Source organism: Thermodesulfobacteriota bacterium (assembly GCA_040757775.1).
Classification (GTDB): domain Bacteria; phylum Desulfobacterota; class UBA8473; order UBA8473; family UBA8473; genus UBA8473.
In genome coordinates this window covers 21,811-42,958 of the sequence record JBFLWQ010000025.1, presented here as the reverse complement: position 1 = coordinate 42,958, position 21,148 = coordinate 21,811, and the positions used below count along the sequence as shown (strand labels likewise).

Sequence of the window (21,148 nt, the reverse complement as noted above, 5' to 3'; positions counted from 1 at the left end):
TGAGCTCTGTCTTATGTGTTATCTCCGGAGCGCAGCCCTTTAGTACCAAAGGAAATCCTATCTCTTTTGCCGCCTGGATTGCTTCTTCCTTCGTCTTCGCCAGCTTCTCTTTTGTTATTGGAATACCGTAAGAAGCCAAAAACTTTTTCGACTCATACTCTGAGAGTGTGCTCTGTCCTTTCTTTATAGCCTCGTCTAAAATTTTCATCTTTCTACTCCTCCATTCCTTTGTATATAAACTTAGAGCCAATGTTTATAGAGGTTGGCTACAATAACAACTGATTACTTTCCTATGGATAATTCATTGTTACTAGACGGTATTCGACCAAAACGAGCGTTTTTTATAAAAAGCTAATTCTGGATCTAGCATACAAGGGGCTTACATCATTAACAACCAATAATATGAAGTTCGGTTAAATAGGATGATGGTATCGAATAAATCTGCCTATAGCCTCAGCAGCCCTTCCAAGGGTGGGGTAAACAGGGAGACCCAAAGATGAAAGTCTTTCTTGGAGCAATAAAGTCTTTCCAAGGATTTCAGGAGATGTCCCTTCATGGAGTACCACTGCTATTGGTTTTGAACACACCTTTTTAGATCCGGTAACTGACTTGATCATTTGATCTAACAATTCGTGTTCCCTTTCGATAGGGAACATATCTATTGCCAGAGGCATTATCAAAAAATCAATCCCTTTCCACTCAGAAACGATCCTCACTGTATCAACAAACTTACCGGGGTCCCACACCAACCATTGGGTATCCACTGGATTCTTTACACTGTTATTGGCATCAGGGGTAAAACTGCTCAGTCTGTCCCTGATCTCTTGAGGGAATAGGGGAACTGAAAGCCCCGTACTCTCACAGTCGTCAGCGGCCTGGACGCTAACCCCTCCCCCATATCCTACAACGGCTACATTCTTCCCTTTCGGAGGAGTCATGAAAGCAAAAGCTAATACAGTGTCTACAACCTCATCTATACTATGGACACGAATAACCGAAGCCTGTCTGCAAAGAGCATCCCATATCCTTTCCTCCCCCGTTAGGGAACCAGTATGAGAGGCAGCGGCCCTGGTTCCAGCATTTGTATGTCCGCCTTTATGGACCACTACCGGCTTCGATTTTGCTGTATTCTTCAACACATCAAAGAATCTTCTCCCATCTCTAATCCCTTCGATATACAGGGCTATAACCTTTGTTTCTTGATCATGGGCAAGATATTCCAGAAAATCGGTTACACTAAGGTCACACCCATTGCCATAGGCAACAACCTTGCTGAATCTAAGCCCACGAGTCCCCCCTAATCTTAAGAATCGGATGCAATGCCCACCGCTCTGAGAGAGACAGGCAACCGGTCCACTCTCTTTGGGCAATATAGGACTGAAGGTTAATCTTGACTCCGGGCAGTAAATACCCGGAGAATTTGGCCCTATGATTCTGATACCGTTATCACGGGCAATTTGGGTTATCTTTTCTTCCAATCTAATCCCCTCTTCTTCACAGGTTTCGCTGAAACCTGAAGTAAAAAGATGGACTGCCCTGACACCTTTGGAGGCACACTCTTCCATAAGCTTGGGGGTAAAGCGAGCGGCTATACTACAGATAACATAGTCTACAGATACGGGGATATCTTTAATGCTTGGATAGGTCTTAAAACCCCACATTTCGCTGCTCTTACGGCTGACAAAAAACAGGTTGCCATCATACTTGAATTCAACTAATGCCTCAGGGATCATCTGCCCAGCCCAATTATTTGGGTCAGGAGAAGTTCCGACTAAGGCTATGGATTTTGGGTGGAAGATGCATTCTATACTTTGAATTTTATAATTACCTCAGGTTTCCTTAAAGTTTGCCTCTTTACTATTTTGGAAATTTTCTTTAAGGCGAGAATATATTAGCTTACCAGGTGGGCATTAAAAATCAATACTGAATAATTGGGGTAATAATGGGGTAATAAACTACCAATTATGAAAGAGATGATAGGTAGGATATAAGATTTACTTTTTTATTGTTTATTCCAATTTTTAATCTTAAATTTTTTCTATAAGACTCGATTGTCCGTGTTGACAAATTCATCAATTCTGCTATTTGTTTCGTGGTATTGCCCTCTTTTACAAGATTTGCCACTTGAATTTCCGTAGGAGTAAGTTTTAAATATTTAGAGTATAAATTCCGCGAAAATGATGAAACAATGTTGTTCAAATTTGATTCAAGAATATGCATGTAAGTCAATTGATCGGCATTTAATCGGCTTTTCTTCAATTTTTCAAGATAGGGAACGACTAGTTCCTTCACATTGATTAATATCTTTTCCTCAATTTCCGTTTTGTCGTCATCTCTTTTTTTCAACAAGACTCTTAAGGCAGTATTTACCTCTTCAAGGCTCTTGGTTTTAATCTCTAAATCTGTCTCTCTTTCTCTCAGGGCATGTTCTGCTCTCTTGTTTTGGCTGATGTCCAAAAAAGAAGCCATCATGCATATAGGCTTGCCTGAATCATCCTTAACTATGCTGGAAGAAAGCTGTACATCGAACAGTGAACCGTCTTTTCTCTTTCCTACAAGTTCCCCTATCCAGCTACCCCTAGAAACCAAAGCCTCCAGTCCCTCCATGGGTTCATCTTCTGTTCTCCAGAATTCTGCATTAAATTTCCCCAGAACCTCTTTCTCATCATCATATCCCCACATCTTGAGATAAGAATCATTTGCATACGTAACATAACCATCCAGGCTAGAGAACGCAATAGCGTTAATTGACGATGCTATGGCGTTATCCCTTATCCTCATCTCATCTTCCATCATTTTTTGTTTGGAAATATCCCTTGCAATTCCCAAAATTCCCATGAACTTTCCTTCGCCGTCTTTCAATAAAGTAACTGACATGTAAACGGGAAAAGATGTTTTGTCTTTTCTGGTATGCCTTATTTCGCCCGTCCATGAGCCTAATTCCATAACTTGACTCATCCCGAATTTGTATTTATCCCTCCCCTCCTTCTCAACTAATTCTGTTGTTTTCATTCCTACCATCTCGTCAGCGGCGTAACCATGCATTTCGGCAAATGCTTTATTAAGGTATATCAGTTTTAATTCCAAGTCACTTATCGCTATACCATCTATGGACTGCTCAACAGCAGAAGTTAGGTTTCTTATTTCATCCTCTACACGCTTTGATTTGGTAATATCTCGAAGTTTATACTCAGCTATTTCCTTTTCCAGTTTCTCGACTCTTTTTATCAATTCTTTATTATTTAGTTTCTTGGCCATCATAAAATCCTCATATCATCCTAATATATCAGTTATATTCTTGAGAACCAATATCGAGAGAAAAATGCTTTACAAGTTTCCTAAATTTAGTCTCAGAAATTTTTGAATGATTTACATACTTGCTTTCCATTGTCATGGCTAGACTTATAGCCCATTCAAGCATTTCGTTCGAGTCGAGACCCTTTATTGTTACTAATTGGTTCACACTGAAAAATTCCCTTTTCCAGTCTCTAGTGCAGGTTTTTTGACCCATCTATGACTTGCTTCAGGCATTTTCATAAACTCGCCCTTTGGGCTCAAACACCCTGAAAATGCTTATCTTCCACTTCGTCAAGATGGGTTCCCCAAAAATCCTGCTCATGTTCGTTCCAAAGGAAATTTTTCATTTTTCAGGGTGGACTAATTGGTATTCAACTATATTGTATACTATAATGTATGTGTTTATGTAAATCTTATTTTAATCTAACTTGACTTATATCATTAATCAGCAGGAATGTGAAGCTAGGTTAAGCCAGATGATAGTACCATTTTTCGGTAAACTCCGCCATTTCAGGGAGTGGCTCTCATAGGCAAAAAACCTTGACATTAACCCGGATATATAATAAAGAAAGGGCAATCGTAACTATACTATAATTGTACAAACAAGGAATAGACTATTGGAGATAAAGACTGACTTTTTGGTTATAGGGAGTGGCATTGCCGGGTTGACATTTGCCCTCAAGGTCTCAAAATTTGGCACTGTCGCAATTGTTACTAAAAAAAATAAGATAGAATCAAGTACCAACTACGCCCAGGGTGGCATCGCATCGGTTTTAAGTCATGGTGACAGCTTCGATCTGCACATTAAGGACACCTTGAAAACTGGTGATGGACTCTGCCATGAGGATGTGGTCAAGATGGTCGTGGAGAACGGCCCTGACAGAATAAGAGACCTGGAAGGTTGGGGGGTAAAATTTACCAGTGCTGAAGGAAATACCGGTTCTAAATACGACCTGGGTAAAGAGGGTGGGCACTCAAAGAGGAGGATTGTCCACGCCTCAGATTTTACTGGTCAAGCAATAGAAAAGGCATTAATAGAAAAGATAGAATTGAATAAAAACATCAAAATATATGAAAACATGATTGCTATAGACCTTATTATTCAGTCAAAGGTTAATAAGTGGGGAAGATTTGGCGTAGACAGAGAGGATACATGCTGGGGGGCATATGTCTTGGATATCAGGGGGAATTCTATCCACACCTTCCTTTCAAAAGTGACCCTCCTGGCTACAGGAGGAGCAGGTAAGGTCTATCTTGTTACCAGCAATCCAGACATTGCTACCGGGGATGGAATAGCAATGGCATACAGGGCAGGCGCCAAAACGGCTAATATGGAATTCATCCAGTTTCACCCAACCTGTCTATATCACCCTAAGGCAAAGTCTTTTTTAATATCCGAAGCCCTCAGAGGAGAAGGAGGCATTCTCAGGCTTGGAGACAGTACCCCTTTTATGAAAAGATACCATCCCTTAGGGGATCTGGCTCCTCGTGATATAGTGGCTAGAGCGATAGACAACGAGTTGAAAAAGAGCGGTAATGATTGTGTGTTTTTAGACATCACCCACAGGGATGCTGATTTTGTCAAAGGTAGGTTTCCTAATATTTATGAAAGATGCCTTTCTTTTGGGATTGATATGACAAAGGAACCCCTCCCGGTTGTCCCTGCTGCTCACTATATATGTGGTGGGGTAATGACGGATATCAATGGAGAGACAAGCATCAAAAAACTCTATGCCTGTGGGGAAGCAGCCTTTACCGGACTACATGGAGCAAATAGGCTGGCAAGCAATTCTCTTTTAGAGGCATTGGTATTCAGCCATAGGGCATCTATCAAAAGTGTCAAGGATCTAAAGGACGATCTAAAAAGCCCCCCCCAAATTCCGCAATGGGACTCCAGTGGTGCAGTAGATAGCGACGAGTCTGTTGTTGTGTCTCAAAATTGGGATGAGATCAGGCGCCTTATGTGGAACTATGTAGGTATTGTGAGATCCGATAAACGGTTAAACAGAGCCAGAAGGAGAATCCAACTTCTTCAAGAAGAAATAACAGATTACTATTGGAATTTTACCATATCCAGCGATCTGGTGGAGTTGAGAAATATAGCCGTAGTAGCCAGGTTAATAATAGAATCTGCCCTGATAAGAAAGGAAAGCAGAGGCCTGCATTTCAACAGAGACTACCCGGAAAGAAATGATGCAAACTGGAAAATAGATACCATTGTTGATCCCAGAGGGAGGACACAAACTCTCTAATCCTTTATCCCGGCAAAAACCCCGCTTTTTAGAATATATTCAGCACCATTAATAATGCTGTCTATGAGTTCCTTTACGGTCAAGACCTTATCTATTCCGCTTACGGCTAGAGAGCCAGGAGCAAGTTTCAGCACTTCATCGCTCTCAAGCAGCATATCATCAGGGTCTTCTTTCAATAAAACCCTTTCGAGCTTCATCATCCACTCACCATGGGGGATATTCCCTCTCAGTTTCATAACCTTTTCCAGGGCAAGAGGGCTAGGTGGAGATAAAACCTTCTTCATAAGCTTAGGGTCAGCCGGATCAACATCCACAAGATATTGCTTATGCCGTTCTGGTATGGGGCATTCTTTGGTTGCCATGAAGGCTGTTCCCAAATACGCTGCCTCGGCCCCCATTGCCAGAGAAGCAAGAAATCCCCGGGCATCCCCTATTCCGCCGGCTGCAATTACTGGTATTTTCATCTGTTTCACTGCCCATGTTATACTCGTAAGTGTAGGAAGTTGCTCGACACTCTTAAATCCAATCCCTTCCATGCCAACAATAACAACTGCATCAGCCCCTTGTTTCTCAGCTACTATTGCATGCTTAACAGTAGCCACCTTGTGGATCCATTTAACCCCGGCATCCTTCAATCGCTTTCCATGATTACTTGCTTGAAATGCTGAGGTTTCAACAACAGGGATACCTTCTTCAATGGCAACTTCCCGCATATCATCTATATGAGGACAGATACCTACACTAAGATTCACACAGATAGGCTTATCAGTCATGGACATAGCCTTTCGTATATCTTCTCTGAGCCCTTCCGGAGTTTTCAAAGCCCCTGCAGTAATAATACCTAATCCACCTGCTTCGGAGACAGGTGCCGCAATCTCTGAAGTCCCAAATCCACCGTATGACCCCTGAATAATAGGGTACTTTATACCTAGCATTTCTGTAACTCTAGTCTTCCATTCCATGTTTCACCTTTCCTATACCTTCTTCCAGATTATGAATCGTGAATCGCAAGTCGTAAGCCGTTAGCAGTTCCCATTCACAATTTACCATTTACGATTTATAAAAACCATCAACCGCTCAGAAAGTCTGCTTTTGTGAATACAGCCTCCAGTTGATACCCCTCTTTTGCTAAATTCTCTCTGCCTCCCTCTTCCCTATCGACCAGAGCCATAACTTTAACCACTTCATAACCCTCTTCCTTAGCTCGGTGGATGGCCCTCAGGGTTGACCCCGCCGTTGTCACCACATCATCTACTATTGCAACATTGGCTCCCTTTCTCAGACCTTTTCCCCCTTCAATCCATAGCGACGTGCCGTGTTTCTTTGGTTCTTTCCTGACTATAAATGCATGGATGGGATTCCCTTCAATATAGCTAATCATAGAGATAGCTGTAACAATAGGGTCTGCACCCAAAGTCAACCCCCCTACCCCCTCTATAGGAACCATGGCCTGTCGGATCATATCATAAAATATCTTACCCACCAAATACGAGCCTTCAGCACTAAGGGTTGTCTGTTTCCCATCAATATACATATCGCTTTCTCTTCCGGAAACTAACACAAACTTTCCCCTTTTGTATGACTTTTCCTTTAATATTTTTAACAGTCTGCTTTTATAATCCATGAGACCTGGTTTGAAAAACTATGCCTGCCTCTGCGATGCCTGTCTACCGTGCTGGCACAGGCAGGCACGCAGACAGTTATGCTGAAGCAAAAATTGGTACTTTTCAAAGTTTTTTTAATTGTAAAACAGAATCAGGAACATGTCAAATGAGATTAAAGCTGGTATAAAAAAAATATCAGTGACGATCAGCGTGGATCGGTGGCTGAGTAGTTACCATATAAGCTTTTTGAAAAAGTAGCACATGAACAGTAGGTCTTGGTTCAGGAAGAGAACCCCTACATGCTGGCCGGTATCTTTGCGGCGGGAAGGAGCATAGAGAAAGTTGTTCCCTTGTTTAACTTGCTAGATACTGTGATTTCTCCGCCATGCTTTTGCACTATCCCTAGGCTTACTGAAAGGCCAAGGCCCGTGCCTTTGCCGTCTCGTTTGGTCGTATAGAAAGGGTCGAAGATATTCCCGAGCTTATGCTCGGGTATTCCCACGCCGGTATCAGTGAAGTCTATGGCAACGTATTCACGGTCCTTGGTATTGTGGACTGAAATGCTGAGTGTGCCACCATTTGGCATGGCATCGAGGGCATTCAGGACGATGTTCAGAAATACCTGGATGAGCTGCTGCCTGTCCCCGTAAACCTGTGGAAGCTCGGAACTAATTTCGCCTTTTACCTTAACATTGGCCAATTTGATCTGGTTGCTTGCGAGTTGCAGTGTCTGGTCTATGACCTCTTCGACCTCAATGGCCTCTGATTCCATCTCGCTTTCTCTCGCGAAATCGAGGAGCTTTCGAACGATTTTTTGTGCCCGCTCGGACTCGTTCAACAAGTCGTTTATCATGTCCTCGAATTCTTCATCGGAGAGCCCCTTGTATTCCTCCATCAGGGCGGATGAGGTCAGGATGATGTTATTCAAGGGATTGTTGAGTTCGTGGGCCACGCCCGCGGTAAGGGTCCCTACTGCTTTCAGCTTGTGGGCTTGTACGAGTTGCTCCTGGCGGCGGACCAACTGTAGCATCATGTGGTTCAGAGCCATGGCAAGCCTGGAGAACTCATCGTTGTATCGACGCTTCGGTGTAATAGGAGTAAAGTCTCCTTCTGCGATGCGGGTGGTGGCCTGCACCATTCGATTCAAGGAGGCCAGCATCTGGTTGACAATAAAGTACGCGACTGAGAGGATGAGAAGGATGAGAAGGGCTAAAAAGACGAGGGGTATCTTATGGGACAAGGCGAGCAAGGAGTTCACCTGCTCGCGTTCTTTAGCTACGAGCTGATTCCCCACGATGACCATCTCCGCGCCGAACTGGCGCAGTCTTAATTCTATGGGTTTGAGTTTGAGAGCTGGATTTTCATTTTTGGATTCAGTTTTCTTGATTTCTAAGAGGAGGCCTTCATATTGTTTCAGGTGACTTTTCATGGTGTCGTAGTTTCTCCCCCCTACAACCTTGCCCATTTCTTGGCCGTTGGTTTTCAGGATTTCCCTGGCATTGTGGACATGTTCAAGTGCATCATCAAGATTTGTGTGGTACAAAAAGAAGTTCTTTTCAAACCTTCTTGCCTGTTGTATCTCAAAGATATAGTTCTGTGCGGATTCCAAGAACTGTAGCTTCTCTCTGATACTGGAGACATTGACCATTGAAAAAACCGCTATGGCAAGGCTTAAGACGAACCATGCCAAAAACCCCAGCGTGAGCCTGACCCGTATGGACACGGATGGACGTTTTCTGAGCGCACGCTGAGCCTCTTCTGCTAGGTCTTCCCATGAAGGAAGTGATTCTATAGTAGGTGTGGTCATAGTCTATCTTTATAACACAGGATGGAACCTGTAAGCAACCGGATAGTACCTCTATGAAAATGCTCAATCAAAAGTGACCCCTTTATGCCCCATAGACAAGGCCGCTTTATTAATCACCGCTCTCAAGTCGTTGGGCTTGAAAGGCTTTGCGATAAAGTCAAAGGCCCCTTTCACCAGTGCCTCTCTTGCCACCTCTACGGTGGCATATCCCGTAATTAGGATCACCCTGGTTTTTTTGCATTTGGAGAGGACATTCTCCAGTACCTGAATACCGTCCACCTCTTCCATCTTCAGGTCGGTGACGACTATGTCGAACTCTTGTTCGTCCAGGCGAGCCAGGGCTTCTCTGGGATTCAGGAAAACTTCAACGTCAAACCCTGCCTTTATAAGCGCAGGTTTCAGACGCTTTCCAACAATGGGTTCATCGTCCAGTATCATAACGTTCAGCTTTCCACCCTTTTTTATTTCCGGTTTCTGTTGATCTGGCATTTCCATGATTTCTCCATCCCTCCTTATTTCGCCGTTGGTTTTTTCCGATCTCACAACCATTATCTTGTCCAGGGCAAGCTTCGTTTTCAGATCAGCACCGGTCAGACGAAAACCCGTTTCCGGCTTTCCTGCTTCAGCGAAGGTTATCCTTACCATCCAGTCGTCTATTTTTTTGATTTTATCATCCATGGCCGTACTCCTTTACTAAAAGTATGACTACGCGAGTGTCCATTTGTATCTTTGATACGCGGTTGCACTCTTCTATGCCTACTCCGGAAGTGCCCCTGCCCCAATCAATGTTGTCCTGATGTGCCTTCTTTGCCGATAAGCTTTAACCACATTGTAGAGAATTATGATCATTCCCGATATTCCGGCCAGAAAAAGCAGTCCCTTGCTGGCTTGGTTGAAGTAGGTATCCCAGGCAGGGTTAAAGCTTATCCAGCCAAGCCGGCGCAGGTACATGGGTACCGCGACTGCCCGGCTTCCCACACATATCAAGATGATTGCCCCGGTCACTATCCTTATAACCACCTCCTTCACCACTTTGACACCATAAGCTCCGATATATACCCCGATGAGTGAGCCCAGGTATAGGAGCATGGTGAGCCGGATGTCTACAAATCCTTGGAAGGCATAATCTAGCGCCCCCCATGCTCCCATGAACATTGCCAGGTAAAGCTCAGAGCCGGCAGCTACGGCAGTAGGTACTCCGAAAACGTAGATCATGGCCGGCACGCCTATGAACCCGCCTACTCCTATGGTGCCAGCCAGGTAACCGGTGGCAAAACCGCAGATAAGAACCACCCATAAGGATACTCTGACATCCGATACTTTGAAGTTTATGTAAGGTGGAAGGTTATGCCTGGAAATGAAGTTCACGATCTTCATAGACGGCCCTTCACCCTCATTACCGGACTTGAGAGCATCCCGCAACATTGATATAGCCACTATGGTCAGAATGAAGATGAACACCCCGCTAATATAGAGGTCGGAAGCCGCACCACCACCGCCCTCGCCATGTCCTTCCCCCCCTATCTTGAAGAGGGTGCTATTGATCCAGACGGCCAGCCGGATGCCGACGAGGGAGGTTGTCACCATGCACACCGCCAGACGTTTGTCCACGTTGCCATATTCGCTGTGCTTCTTACTACCCATCAAGGCCTTGCCGAACTTGTGGGTAATATTGCTTCCTACTGCCATCACGCCGGGTATACCCAGGTTCATCATGCCTGGAGTCATGAAGAAGGCACCGCCACTCCCTATAAAACCACTCAAAATTCCACCGATAAATCCCAGAATCACCACCTGGAGGGCGGTAGCGAAGTCAATTTGAATAAAATGCGAAAATATAAGCTCAGGCATAACCTGCTCCTTTCATAACCGGTTCATTCCATTTTTATCAACTTCATAATTGCCCTAACTACGGTCCCATAACAATAAGCCACAATTGGCGCAAAAATAAACACCGACAATGACACTATTATTTTGGGACCCCAATCCACTATTGAGAGGATGGTATCCTTGACTGCTTCAGCATACCATCCAGCCTGAGACAGAAAAGCCAAAACAAACTCCTGGTTTGTGAACACCAGAAGGTAAATCGCAAACACCACGATCACGAGAGTAGCCACCTTCGGGATGTCGCGCTTTCCGAACAGGAACTGGCTTCCCAGTTCGTCCGAGGTCACCACCGGCGCCTTGATGCGGTCGCTTAAAAAGCTACTGAGGTCCCGGGTGGCCCGAAGTCTCGTGGAGTGGTCTTTTGACTTGAATACTTCCCCTATAACTACTAATGTATAAGGGATGGTTCGGTCTATAGCATTTATCAATTGATCCTGTCCGCCATAGACCACGCGCCCTCCGCCTGATTTTCCAATCCTGGCAAGCTCATCACGGGTTTCCTTGAGGCCCCCGTTGTCGGCTGCCTCATTCTCCGGCACATCATCTTCGATACCTCCGTTATACTCCCTCAAGCCGGGGATGGCTGTATTCCTTGCCGAACCCACTATAGCCTGCCCTTCTTCTACGGTTTCCCCGCCCTCGGGTGCCAGTCTCATAAGCTCCACCGCTGCATTCCACTTGGTGGCTATCTCCAGCACATGGTCCCATACCTCCGATCCAGGTTGGAATTCCTCTTCTATCCAGAGGAGATTGGTCATAGCCATGGTAGCGCGGATTTCCTTCAAACCGGGCAGGTTTTTGCAAACCGCCGGTATGAAATCCGCAAACCCGGCATCTTGGGGCAGGTAGGTCACAGTGACCAAGCCGTTATCAGCCCTCACTTTTACACTTGCCTCATGGGTCCGTTCATCTTTGGCAATAGCCATCCTGGTCCCAGCCGCTAACCTGAGGTTATCCATGGCTCTCATGGAGGCCGGGGTCATCTGGAAGTCGGGCAGCTGGGCCATGTTCATGAGGACAGTGGCTGCGTTCTCCAGGCTCAACCGGGCAAGGTTTATAACCATGTCGTAGTTGGCTGCATCGTCCCATGACACCCCGTACATGGAGTGGACCCATCTTCTCCTGTCCTCGTCAACTTCCTGTATATACTTTTGGGCCTTTTGACGGACCAGGCCGAGCTTTTGCATAACCGCACGAATACGATACTCCTCGTCTGCCAGCACACGCACGCGCAGCACATGGCTTACTCCGGAAAGCAGGAGATGGCCGGTTCGACCATGGTATACAAGCCCACCTTCTTTTGCCCTCTCACACAGGTAAGCGGTGGAAAAAGCCAGGTAAATGTCCCTTTCAAGGGCAAGGCGCTCGCTGAAAATGCCCGGTTTTACCATGGCCATCTCCAGTTTGCCCACGCGTATGCCTTCCCTGGTTGCTGCCTCTATAAGCTCATCCCGGCTCAAGCAACCATAACCCAGCTTCTCGGCTAGGCGCCTAGCCAGATCCTGGCCGCCACTGTAGGCTCCGCTCGAAATACATATGATTTGCATTGTCTCTTACTCCAATTTTTACATTTATTTCACGACTTCCTTGATGGGACCACCACCGGGCACTCCAGTGTCTCTTTCATCCTGGTAAACCAATGCGCTTTTTTGAGCCTTGGTGTGCCTACATCCCGGTGACCTCCCCAGATGATGGTATCGACCGACTTTAACCCGGCAAGAAACTTCATGAGCTCGGATGCAGGATCTCCCATTCTAATCTCTGTTTCCACGGAAATACCCGCTTGCCCTGCAGACATCATAGGACCCTCCAAAGCTTCCCTGACTCGCACCTCAAAATCGTTTGGATACCTGACGTCCTTGCTATCGAGCGCCAGAACAATAAGGATAACCAGGGAGTAATCCATGCGCTTTGCCAATTCAATGGAGTATTGAACAGCATCCTCCCGGATGGACAGGGAGTCGAATAAAACCATCGCCTTACCTGACATTTTTTGCTCGTTTGGCACCTCAATTAACAGACTGTTGCCCAAACGAAAATTCCTTTGAGCGGTCATCAAAAAAGCATTTTGAACAGAGCGAAAAAGGATTTGGACGTAAGCCCGTTGATACCTGAATGAGAAATAAGCAATAATAATGCCAAAAGCGGTAAGTAGCTATAACTGAAGGAATTTAAAGGTAAAAAGCCTGAAAGAAGGATGTAGATAATTGGCACTTCGTTGTTGCAGTATGCAACTGGGGGGGTAAGATAGCCTTGTCTAATTACTTAAAATAACTAGAGAATATAGATTAGTTGAATTTTTCATCAGTTCTGTTGAAATATGCAATAGTTAATCCTCAATCTGATTCTGTTTAGAGTGCCTCCATAATGAGACCCGATCTATTCCAAGAAGCTTTGCTGCTTTGGTCTTGTTTCGACCCACGCGGTTCAAAACCCATTGAATATAATCGTGCTGGACATCTTTGAGGGTCTTTATATTGGATCCGGCATGGTCAAATGAAAAGACCTCAATCTCGGAAAGATCTGAAGGCAGGTCATGTACTTGGATTTCCTCTTCCCGGCCCATGGCCACCGCTCGCTCCACTATGTTCTCGAGCTCGCGCACATTGCCCGGGAAATCATAATCAAGCAAGGCTTTTATGGCCTGGTCGGAAAATCCTTTGAACTTCCTTCCGGCATTCATTGCAGCACGATTTAAGAAGAAATATGCAAGGAGAGGTATGTCCTGCTTTCGCTCCCTGAGAGGTGGAATGGATATGGATATTACATTAAGCCGGAAGTAAAGGTCATGTCGGAATATTCCTGCCCCCACCGCCTTCTTCAAGTCTTTGTTGGTGGCAGCGATGATCCTAACGTCAATGGGGATAGGCTGGTTACCGCCAACTCTTATCACCTTCTGTTCCTCAATAGCCCTCATTAGCTTAACCTGCATGCTAAGCGGAGTGTCGCCAATCTCGTCAAGCAAAAATGTTCCTCCGCTTGCGGTCTCCAGGAGACCGGCCTTTTGGCTGTTGGCCCCGGTGAAGGCTCCCCTCTCGTGTCCGAAAAGCTCGTTGGCAAGAAGCTCCTCAGTGAAGGCACCGCAGTTGACTGCCAGAAACTTGCTTTTCGAGCGGTGACTATAGTGATGTAGCAGGGAAGCCGCCAGTTCCTTGCCGGTTCCCGACTCACCGGTGATGAGCACGTTACAATCTGTCCTCGCTACCTGCTTGATTATCCTGGTTACTTCCTGTATCTCCTTGCTTTCCCCGATGAAGGCTAGCTCTTTAACATCTTCCTTGGCCCGGGATTCCAGTTCGCTTACCCGCCTGCGAAGCTGCCGTTTCTCAATGGCCTGACCTACAAGGTGCTGCACTTCCTCCCTACGAAAAGGCTTCTCCAGGTAATGATACGCCCCTTTTTTCATGGCCTCTATTGCAGTGGGAATTGAAGCATAGCCAGTCATCATAATGATTTCAATCTCCGGATCGTCATGCTTAATCTTGTCGAGAAGCTCCAGTCCACTCAGCCCATTCATCACCAAGTCGGTAAGTACGAGATCCACCCCACCCTTTGAAAGTTGTGTTAGTGCGCCTGTCCCATCCTTAGCCACGGAAACATAGTATCCGGCATTGGAAAGAATACGCGAGATGTTCTTCCTTGTTACCTCGTCGTCATCAACTACTAGTATCTTGGCACCTTCCATGGGACGATTCCGTTACTTAATTATCCCCCATCTTTAATGCAGGATATATCCTTTGAATTAAATCCCGATTTTATCGGGATTTAGGGAACCTTTCTTAGAGAGCGGAATGTAGAGAATTTCCGCCTTAGGCGGATTCGACCTGTCAGAGCGGGGAGTTTTTGAATTTATACCACTATCTCTCTCTCGAACAGGGTCAGTTGCCTTGAGTCCAGATCAACAGGAGGTTCTATAGGGTAATCTCCGGTAAAACATGCATCGCAAAAATCACCTCTGCCATTTTTAACCGATTCTCTAAGCCCTTCAATACTCAGATACCCAAGGGAATCCGAAGTTACAAACTGGTTGATTTCAGAAACAGTGTGGGAAGAAGCAATAAGTTCGGTTCTTGTGGGGGTATCAATGCCATAAAAGCACGGGTAGGCGGTAGGAGGAGAGCTTATTCGAACATGAATTTCTCTGGCTCCTGCGTTTCGTATCATATTTATTATCTTATGAGAAGTAGTCCCCCTTACGATAGAATCATCAATGACTATCACCCTTTTTCCCCTCAAAAAGTCCTTTACGGGGTTAAGCTTAATCTTCGCACCAAAATGCCTTATAGACTGCTGGGGCTCAATAAATGTCCTTCCCACATAGTGGTTTCTTATGAGTCCCATTTCAAAAGGTATAGAAGACTCTTCAGCATAACCAATCGCGGCAGGGATCCCCGAATCTGGCACAGGTATTACAATATCTGCCTCAACCGGGTTTTCCCGGGCAAGTTGCCTACCCATCTCTTTCCTAACACCATAGACGTTTCTTCCAAATATATTGCTATCAGGACGCGAAAAGTAGACTAATTCAAATATACAGCACCTGTTCAAAGGGGTGAATGGCTTATAGGAAGTGATGCCGTTATCATCTATAAGTACGAGTTCTCCTGGTTCAATCTCCCGTATGTATTCTGCCTCTATTAAATCCAGTGCACAGGTTTCAGATGATACTATATAAGCACCTTTAAGCCTTCCCAAAACCAGAGGGTGAAAGCCATGGGGATCACGTACAGCTACCATCTCTTTTTCCGTAAGAAATAGTAAAGAATATGCTCCTTTTATCCTTGAAAGACCATCGCTTATACGTTCAACCAGTGCGCCTGCCCGGGAGGTTGCCATAAGATGCACTACTATCTCTGTATCCATTGTAGATTGAAAGATTGAACCACTCTCCTCCAGTTCATGCCTTATCAGTCCGGCATTCACCAGATTCCCATTGTGGGCAACCGCTATACCCCCTTGAGAATAACTTACAACAAAGGGTTGCGCGTTTTTTAATAAACTTGAGCCTGCCGTTGAATAGCGTACATGACCTATAGCGCTATAACCGGTTAACTTACTTAAAATATCTTCGTTAAATATATCTGCAACCAGCCCCATCTGGCGATGGGAACGCAGTATTCTGCCATCAGATGACACAATGCCAGCGCTTTCCTGCCCCCGGTGCTGCAGGGCATATAATCCCAGATATGTCAGGTTGGCGGCCTCAGGATGTCCAAAGACCCCAAAGATACCGCATTCTTCTCTAAATTTATCAAACATTATGGGTTGCCTGATCCCTTCTTCAAACCCTTTCTTCAACAGCCCTTTTCCATCTCTGCTTAAGGGTCTCCACAGAACAATCAATAAGTTCGTTTATTACCAATCCCTCTCCGCCAACCCTTCCAATAATTTCAAAAGGGGTTTTATTTTTTTCTGCAATCTCCTTAAAAGTATCCAAACTATCCTTATCCAATGAGATTATAATCCTAGATTGAGATTCTCCGAAAAGAAGGCAGTCTCCTCTTATATTTCTACTAATATTTACTGTGGCGCCGCGATTAAAAGGTCCCGAAAAACAGCACTCTGCCAGCGCTACAGCAATACCACCTTCAGAACAATCATGAGCTGATTTGACAACTCCCTTCTGGATAGCCTCCAGACACGTATTCTGCACAGCGATTTCTAAATCCAGCTCAATCCTGGGAGGGATACCCTCCTCAATGCCATAAATAATCGCCAGGTACTCACTGCCTCCCAGCTCTTCGTAAATCATGCCAAGCATTACTATTACATCTCCATTATCTTTAAACCACTGGGTTTGGTGGAGGTTAATATCGGGAATAATACCTACCATAGCCACTGTAGGTGTAGGGTAGATAGCCTCTCCCTGGGTCTCATTGTAAAAACTGACATTTCCTCCCACCACCGGAGTGTTCAGTCTTCTACAGGCATCACTCATCCCGCGGGTAGCTTGATCAAACTGCCACATTATCTCAGGTTTTTCCGGGTTGCCAAAATTAAGGCAATCGGTTATAGCCAGGGGCTTTGCCCCGGAGCAGACCAGATTCCTCGATGCCTCGGCAACAGCTATCATCCCACCTACGTAAGGATCAAGGTAACAGTATCGGCTATTACAATCAACCGTCATCGCAATGCCTTTATTTGTCCCCTTCACCCTTATAACAGCCGCATCAGAACCAGGTAAGACCACAGTATTGGTTCGCACCATATGGTCATATTGCCTGTAAACCCACCACTTGCTGGCAATATTAGGAGACCCCAATAATTTAAGCAAAATTCCCGTATATTTTGTTGGTTCAGGAAGGTTATCTGCAGAAAATTTTTGGGTCGTGGAAAGGTACTCAGGTCTTTCTTTGGGACGTAAATAGATCGGGGATTCCTCAGCCAAAGCCCTGGCAGGTATTTCAGCTACTACCGTACCATCATTCATCACTCTAAGTAAAGCATCATCTGTAACCCTACCCACCACGGATACATCCAGATCCCATTTCTTAAATACTTCCTCTATCTCTTTTTCGTAACCCTTCTTAACAACCAAAAGCATTCTCTCCTGAGATTCTGACAACATCAGCTCATAGGGAATCATCCCCACTTCCCGCCTTGGCACTTTGGAAAGGTCTATCTCAATACCTGTCCCGCCTCTACTTGCCATTTCACAGGATGAACATGTCAGTCCTGCTGCACCCATATCTTGAATACCAACTATATAATCTTTGCTCATTACTTCGAGGCAGGCTTCCAGTAATAGCTTCTCTGTAAAAGGGTCACCAACCTGAACTGTGGGACGTCTCTCTTCCGACTTTTCATCGAATTCTTCTGAAGCCATAGTTGCACCATGAATACCATCTCTCCCTGTCTTAGAGCCAACGTAGATGACAGGATTCCCGGCACCACAGGCAACCCCTTTGAATATCCTCTCCTTTTTAACCAATCCCAGAGTAAAGACATTGACCAATATATTTCCATTATAGCATTTATTGAAGTAAATCTCGCCTCCAACCGTAGGTACGCCAATACAGTTACCGTAGCCTGCTATACCCCCTACTACCCCATTGAGCAAATACCTGGTTTTAGGATGATCGAAAGAGCCAAAACGTAAAGAATTCAGGGAAGCTATAGGCCTTGCTCCCATGGTAAAAATATCACGTAAAATACCTCCAACCCCTGTAGCTGCTCCTTGATAGGGTTCAATAAAAGAAGGATGATTATGACTCTCCATCTTAAATACAATCGCCATACCATCACCGATATCCACTATACCTGCATTCTCTCCCGGACCCTGAATGATATGCTCTCCGCTGGTGGGGAAGTTCTTCAGAAAACCCCTTGAACTCTTATAACTGCAATGTTCACTCCACATTACTGAAAAAATACCTAATTCTGTATAGTTAGGGTCTCTTCCTAGAATCTGCTTTATCTTTTTATATTCCTCATCCGTCAATCCGTGTTTTTTAATCAGTCCTTCAGTAATTTCAGGCTCTTTAAAATTATCCATCGTATATCAGTTCCACAGTTGGATATTATGCGGATGGTGCAGGCACAAAGTGGCAAAAGCACACAGGCACGAAGCAAAGTGGGGCCATTTCGTTGTTTTTTCCTACTTTGTGCCTTTGGTGCTCTGTGCCTCTGTGCCTATTTTCATATAAACATTATGCAAAGCTTTTTACAATAGAATCGAAAATCACCCTGCCGTCTTCATTACCCAATATATCCTCAGCACATCTTTCGGGATGGGGCATCATTCCAAGGACATTCCGCTCTTTATTACATATTCCTGATATATTCCATAAAGCGCCATTCGGGTTGGCATCATCGGTAATATCTCCATTCTTAGTACAATACCTGAACACTATCTGACGGTTGTCCTTCAATTCCTGCAATGTCTTTTCATCAGCGTAATAATTTCCGTCGAAATGAGCAATGGGCATTTTAAAGACTCCCCCTACCTTTCCTTCCTTGGTAAAAGGGGTCTCGTTATTTTCGAGCCGAAGGTAAACATTATCACATATGAATTTCAAAGATCTATTTGTCATCATAGCACCAGGCAACAGATCTGCTTCCAGGAGGATTTGAAAACCATTACAGATCCCAAGAACCAAGCCTCCATTATAAGCAAACTTCCTTATTTCCTTCATTACAGGAGAAAACTTTGCAATAGCCCCGGGTCTTAAGTAGTCACCATGAGAAAATCCACCAGGAAGTATCAAACAGTCAACAGAAGGTAAACTATCCTCCTTATGCCAGATAAACTCCACTTCCTCTTTTAACACATGCTTTATCACATGGTAGCAATCATGATCACAATTTGACCCTGGGAAGACTATTACTCCAAATTTCATTGGTACTCTCAATGCTCTGCGACTTGTATTCAAACGGCTATTAATTTATGGTTCTTCTTCCATTTGGTTGTTAAACCGGCTTGAGGATTCAAGGATTCTAGGGTTCAAGTGTTTCTTTTTTAATCAATTTAACTCGAATCCTTGACCCCTTGACTCCCTGATTCCCTGATTCGGTATTACTCATTACTAAACTCAAATCGATAATCCTCTATTACAGGGTTTGCCAACAATTTCTCACACATCTCCCTGATTCTCATATTAGCCTCATCCCCTTCAATATCATCGAATTTAACTTCCATATACTTCCCCAATCTCACATCTTTCACCTCTTTATAGCCAAGGGATTCTAGGGAGTGCTGCACTGCTTTTCCCTGTGGGTCTAGCACACCTTTCTTCAGCGTCACATATATCTTTGCCAGCAATTTTTATCTCCTTATCCAAACACTCTCTTGAAGATTTCATCTCGGTGTCTTAAGTGCCAATTAACATCAAAACACTTTTCTACTTCGCTTTCAGTTAAATGTTCCATTATAACCTCATCCTGTAAGATCAAGCACCGGAAATCAGCGTTTTCCTTCCATACCTTCATGGCATTTCTCTGAACCATCTCATAAGCATCTTCACGGTTCACCCCTTTCCCGGTAAGTGCCAAAAGCAACCCCTGGGAAAAGATCAGCCCATGTGTCCGATGCAGATTCTTCAGCATGTTCTCCGGATACACCTGTAACTCCCCTATAATACTGGTAACTCTATTCAGCATGAAATCAACAAGTATAGTACTGTCTGGCAATATAATCCTTTCCACCGATGAATGGCTGATGTCTCTCTCATGCCATAGAGGGATATTCTCCAATGCTGCCAAAGAATTTGACCTTACTACCCTTGCCAGACCAGAGAGGTTTTCAGAGAGGACGGGATTACGTTTATGGGGCATAGCGGAAGACCCCTTTTGCCCTCCAGAAAAGAACTCTTCGGCTTCAAGTACCTCTGTGCGCTGCAGGTGTCTGATTTCCGTAGCAAATTTATCAACAGAACTTGCAATTATAGCCAATGTGGTAAGGTACTCAGCATATCTGTCTCTCTGAATAATCTGGGTTGAAATAGGAGCAGGTTTTAGCTCAGACCTCTGGCAGACATATTCTTCCACAAAGGGAGGAATAAAGGCAAAAGTCCCTACTGCCCCGGAAATCTTGCCATAGCTTATGGTATCCTTTGCCTTCTTCATTCTGTCAAGATTCCTTCTGGTCTCATCATACCAAACTGCCATTTTCATACCAAAAGTAATGGGTTCGGCATGAATGCCATGTGTTCTTCCAACCATTACTGTGTCTTTGTGTTGATACGCCTTCTTCTTCAAAACGGAAAGCATACGTTCCAAGTCAGCAATTATTATATCGGCTGCTTCTCTCAGAAGAATGGCCATTGAAGTGTCAAGGATATCAGAAGATGTCAAACCCATGTGTATATATCTTGAATCATCTCCCACATATTCTCCTACACAGGTAAGAAAGGCAATAACATCGTGTTTTGTAACCTTTTCTATCTCCTCGATCCTCTTTATGTCAAATCTGGCATTCTCCTTTATGTTTTTTAGGGCATCTTGAGGGACCTCACCTAGTTCAGCAAGTGCCTCGCACACGAGCATTTCTATCTTAAGCCATTTGTTGAACCTGTTCCCGGCTTCCCATATTATGGACATCTCTTCTCTGGTATAACGAGGAATCAAGATTTACCCCTGTCAATTAGATATCTTACAAATTCTCCACAAAACCCTTAAGTCTAATTGTAAAGCCAGTTTCACAATGTAAACGCCTCAAAGTGGGGACAAATTAGCAACTTTTCAGGAAAAAGTCAACCGAAAAGCTCAGACGAGAGGGGCATTTCAAAAATAGAAAGTAAAAATGCTTGACCTTTCTATTAGTTCTCCCATAAAATAGCGAAAAGGTTTCTTTTGGGAAA

Annotated in this window: 17 protein-coding genes; 1 reads left to right on the top strand and 16 read right to left on the bottom strand. The window is 44.6% G+C overall.

The genetic code is table 11. The features are described from left to right. The 3 genes from AB1401_13235 to AB1401_13225 all read right to left on the bottom strand — a co-directional run. The coding region (locus tag AB1401_13235) for an acetate--CoA ligase family protein (protein ID MEW6616412.1) at nucleotides 1-208 on the bottom strand (208 nt) is incomplete at its 3' end. Nucleotides 209-413: 205 nt separating this feature from the next. Beyond that, a complete protein-coding gene (locus AB1401_13230; protein ID MEW6616411.1) occupies nucleotides 414-1,781 on the bottom strand; it encodes a CoA-binding protein in 1,368 nt (455 codons plus the stop codon). 181 nt (nucleotides 1,782-1,962) lie between these two features. Then, complete coding sequence (locus AB1401_13225; GenBank protein MEW6616410.1) at nucleotides 1,963-3,261, bottom strand: PAS domain S-box protein; 1,299 nt, start codon at nucleotides 3,259-3,261, stop codon at nucleotides 1,963-1,965. Between the two features lie 653 nt (nucleotides 3,262-3,914). On the opposite strand from AB1401_13225, the gene nadB reads away from it, so the two are divergent. Continuing rightward, a complete protein-coding gene (gene nadB, locus AB1401_13220) occupies nucleotides 3,915-5,549 on the top strand; it encodes an L-aspartate oxidase (GenBank protein ID MEW6616409.1) in 1,635 nt (544 codons plus the stop codon). Here nadB and AB1401_13215 read toward each other — a convergent pair. The 13 genes from AB1401_13215 to purB all read right to left on the bottom strand — a co-directional run bounded on the left by AB1401_13215 (nucleotide 5,546) and on the right by purB (nucleotide 20,915). Then, the gene (locus tag AB1401_13215) at nucleotides 5,546-6,511 is read right to left on the bottom strand and encodes a nitronate monooxygenase (GenBank protein ID MEW6616408.1); all 966 of its coding nucleotides are present in this window, start codon (nucleotides 6,509-6,511) and stop codon (nucleotides 5,546-5,548) included. The two genes, nadB and AB1401_13215, sit on opposite strands and share 4 nt — an antisense overlap. Nucleotides 6,512-6,618: 107 nt before the next feature. Continuing rightward, nucleotides 6,619-7,173, bottom strand: coding sequence for an orotate phosphoribosyltransferase (gene pyrE, locus AB1401_13210; GenBank protein ID MEW6616407.1), 555 nt, complete (start codon nucleotides 7,171-7,173; stop codon nucleotides 6,619-6,621). A 275-nt stretch (nucleotides 7,174-7,448) separates the two neighbouring features. Next, nucleotides 7,449-8,960 (bottom strand): ATP-binding protein, encoded by a 1,512-nt coding sequence (locus AB1401_13205; GenBank protein MEW6616406.1) that lies wholly within the window; start codon nucleotides 8,958-8,960, stop codon nucleotides 7,449-7,451. 63 nt (nucleotides 8,961-9,023) lie between these two features. After that, nucleotides 9,024-9,638 (bottom strand): response regulator, encoded by a 615-nt coding sequence (locus tag AB1401_13200; GenBank protein ID MEW6616405.1) that lies wholly within the window; start codon nucleotides 9,636-9,638, stop codon nucleotides 9,024-9,026. Nucleotides 9,639-9,716: 78 nt separating this feature from the next. After that, nucleotides 9,717-10,811 carry a sulfite exporter TauE/SafE family protein gene (locus AB1401_13195; protein MEW6616404.1) on the bottom strand — a complete coding sequence of 365 codons (1,095 nt, stop codon included), beginning with the start codon at nucleotides 10,809-10,811 and terminating at the stop codon, nucleotides 9,717-9,719. Nucleotides 10,812-10,834: 23 nt separating this feature from the next. Continuing rightward, a complete protein-coding gene (locus tag AB1401_13190; GenBank protein MEW6616403.1) occupies nucleotides 10,835-12,397 on the bottom strand; it encodes a cytidylate kinase-like family protein in 1,563 nt (520 codons plus the stop codon). 29 nt (nucleotides 12,398-12,426) lie between these two features. Then, a complete protein-coding gene (locus AB1401_13185) occupies nucleotides 12,427-12,840 on the bottom strand; it encodes a universal stress protein (protein MEW6616402.1) in 414 nt (137 codons plus the stop codon). A 339-nt stretch (nucleotides 12,841-13,179) separates the two neighbouring features. Then, complete coding sequence (locus AB1401_13180; protein MEW6616401.1) at nucleotides 13,180-14,535, bottom strand: sigma-54 dependent transcriptional regulator; 1,356 nt, start codon at nucleotides 14,533-14,535, stop codon at nucleotides 13,180-13,182. 164 nt (nucleotides 14,536-14,699) lie between these two features. Next, a complete protein-coding gene (gene purF, locus AB1401_13175) occupies nucleotides 14,700-16,109 on the bottom strand; it encodes an amidophosphoribosyltransferase (GenBank protein ID MEW6616400.1) in 1,410 nt (469 codons plus the stop codon). Between the two features lie 22 nt (nucleotides 16,110-16,131). After that, complete coding sequence (gene purL / locus AB1401_13170; protein ID MEW6616399.1) at nucleotides 16,132-18,345, bottom strand: phosphoribosylformylglycinamidine synthase subunit PurL; 2,214 nt, start codon at nucleotides 18,343-18,345, stop codon at nucleotides 16,132-16,134. 154 nt (nucleotides 18,346-18,499) lie between these two features. Next, nucleotides 18,500-19,189: a phosphoribosylformylglycinamidine synthase subunit PurQ gene (gene purQ / locus AB1401_13165; protein MEW6616398.1), complete on the bottom strand. Its 690-nt coding sequence runs from the start codon at nucleotides 19,187-19,189 to the stop codon at nucleotides 18,500-18,502. A gap of 176 nt (nucleotides 19,190-19,365) precedes the next feature. Continuing rightward, nucleotides 19,366-19,611: a phosphoribosylformylglycinamidine synthase subunit PurS gene (purS, locus tag AB1401_13160; protein MEW6616397.1), complete on the bottom strand. Its 246-nt coding sequence runs from the start codon at nucleotides 19,609-19,611 to the stop codon at nucleotides 19,366-19,368. An 11-nt stretch (nucleotides 19,612-19,622) separates the two neighbouring features. After that, the gene (gene purB, locus AB1401_13155) at nucleotides 19,623-20,915 is read right to left on the bottom strand and encodes an adenylosuccinate lyase (protein MEW6616396.1); all 1,293 of its coding nucleotides are present in this window, start codon (nucleotides 20,913-20,915) and stop codon (nucleotides 19,623-19,625) included. Nucleotides 20,916-21,148: the final 233 nt, after the last annotated feature.